This window comes from Cupriavidus sp. 05T313 (assembly GCF_056396665.1).
Genome location: NZ_JBFTLX010000508.1, coordinates 1 through 1,341, shown reverse-complemented (window position 1 = coordinate 1,341; position 1,341 = coordinate 1). Strand labels below are relative to the sequence as shown.

Here is a 1,341-nt window from a genome sequence, read left to right as displayed (position 1 = left end):
GGTTGTCGTGACTTGGCTTTCCCGCTATATTCCTTGGCAACGTGACCCATAGACGAGATTTCGCCGTGACCGTCCATGTTGCGCACAATCGAGCCAATGCGCTTGAACAGATATTGTCACAGGTGACTGGAACGGTTGACCTGGACTATGAGGCCGGTTGGGAAGATGCCCTCGAACTTGGAAGGGTTGGGCAAAAGTACGGCGTCGCCGTTCAGTTCAGGACCCTTGAACATATCGCCGTGCGCACTCCAGAAGCCCTGGCTCAGGGACTGCGAGCACCGAAGAATACCTTCAGGCAGCGGCACCTCTATTGCCTCTTCGACCTAACCTTGATGACCGACGCGCTCCTGACGGAGCTGGAGGCACGTGCCATCGAGCATGGTGATTACATCTTGGGTGGCCACCTACTCAAGGAAGCCACGCTTGTCTGGGAGTGAGCGAAGACGCCAGCCGGCGCCACGAGCTGTACCTGCTGGCCATTCCAGTTTCAATGCGCACGCAGAATGCGAGGCCATCTAGTGCCTGACTTTGGTCATGGCATTCAGAGGCAATGCCGCCATCGGCTTCGAAGCCGGCTTGGCTTTGCGTGCCAGCTCGTCGACGTCGTGCAATTTAGCGCGCAGTTTTCCAGCTAGACATTAGCACCGACCTGCGCAACGCTAGTCGGTGGCGATTTTCAGTTTCCTGCACCCGTCGAATCGTCGCATGAACGTCTTGGACAGCCTTACTTCCTCAGGCATCGATTCAAGCTCGGCAAGCGAAAAATCGCAGTGATTACGGAGACCGAGCCGCCCAGCAGTGATGAGCACTGCCTTAGTACAGCCATCTGAGCGAGCACGCGTCAGCACGCTGCCGACAAGATGGGTTGCAATTTGATGACCTCGGTATTCATGGAGCACGCCGACGGACCGCACGACAACTGTCTCTCCGTATTGCTCAGCACAAGCACAACCCACCACCCGTTCGCTTAATACGGCGATATGAAAGAAGCGCGACCCCTGGTCGACGGCGTCGTTAGGCAAGCTACAACACTCGAGAACATCCACGATAGCGGACCGGTCTGCCTCTCCTGCCGCTCGAATCTCCACACCTCTCATCATCTCCGGCATCTCCTCGTGTCATATTGCGAGCTGAATACGGCAGGGAAACACATAGATGTAACACCCAAAAGTGTCGGCTTCTAGGCTAACACTTGCGTCAGGCAAATGGAATGCGCGGGACAATGCGGTGCCAGCGTAGACCAAGAAATCTCTACTTAGCCTACGGATGCCCGCGCTCCCGCTCACGCCTCTGGAATCAGAAACTTGTCGCGATTCTTCCCGAGCCAAGCCGGTGCCCGAC

Annotated in this window: 2 protein-coding genes; one reads left to right on the top strand and one right to left on the bottom strand. The window is 56.6% G+C overall.

The annotated features are described in order from the left end of the window. Nucleotides 1-65 precede the first annotated feature (65 nt). Entirely contained in the window at nucleotides 66-437 is a 372-nt protein-coding gene (locus tag AC1DKD_RS41305) for a PHA-granule associated protein 4 (protein ID WP_441629771.1), read from the top strand. A 222-nt stretch (nucleotides 438-659) separates the two neighbouring features. On the opposite strand, the gene AC1DKD_RS41300 is transcribed toward AC1DKD_RS41305, so the two are convergent. Then, complete coding sequence (locus tag AC1DKD_RS41300; protein WP_477102888.1) at nucleotides 660-1,100, bottom strand: GNAT family N-acetyltransferase; 441 nt, start codon at nucleotides 1,098-1,100, stop codon at nucleotides 660-662. Nucleotides 1,101-1,341 lie beyond the last annotated feature (241 nt).

Excerpts from the sequence above, each read along its gene's own strand:
- AC1DKD_RS41300 (WP_477102888.1), bottom strand. The coding sequence starts at position 1,100 with ATGATGAGAGGTGTGGAGATTCGAGCGGCAGGAGAGGCAGACCGGTCC.